The 700-nt window shown below is 47.3% G+C and carries 1 protein-coding gene; it reads right to left on the bottom strand.

The window, feature by feature from the left end:
• The coding region (locus tag ACP45E_RS16395) for a hypothetical protein (protein ID WP_158008387.1) at nt 1-700 on the bottom strand (700 nt) is incomplete at both ends.

Genomic DNA, 700 nt, shown 5'->3' on the forward strand with positions numbered 1-700 from the left:
CGCTGATATTCGCGTCTTCAATCGTCGCTTGTGTGTTTGTGATCGGTTTGAGTAGGCTACCGCTGATGAGGTTATTCAGCTCGTCTTCACTCCAGACGTGAACGCTGCCCGTGAGTTCTGCGCGTTTTTCATCTGATAGGCTATAACTGTACTCTTCATCGTACGCGGCTTGTCCGTAGGTAGCGTGTAACGAATGGTACTCTGCGGTGCGTTTATTATTTAATGTGGTGATGGCATCTTCAACAAAGGTGTCGAGTTCAGCGCCCGTTTTACCTTCATCGACACCTATCTCTTGGTATACAGAACGATAATAAGCCACTTCACTGTCTGAGAGAGTGGCTTGTTGGTCAGAATCGTATTGACCCCCAAATTTCCCATTGCGAATATTCCAGTATTCACTGTATTCGCGTTCACGAGCCCCCACATAAGCGTCAACTACATCATCAATTTTATCCTGGGCTGAGGTACTGCCCTCAATTAAACCTAGGTTTTCCCATAGGCCGGTGCTGAGTTCTTGATAGGTTCGCTCATCGCGTGCCGCTGTGTTGTTAGCATCAATCAGCGAGCCGTGTGCGACCTCGATGGTGACATTTCCAGCACTACTTGAGATTTCTTTAACGAGGAAGTCACCATCTGTTTCCGCTAAATAAATGTCACTGACCGCTATCACCGAAACGGAATCTTTGTTTTTGCTACCGCT

The sequence above is a fragment of the Vibrio genomosp. F10 str. 9ZD137 genome (assembly GCF_049974785.1).
Classification (GTDB): domain Bacteria; phylum Pseudomonadota; class Gammaproteobacteria; order Enterobacterales; family Vibrionaceae; genus Vibrio.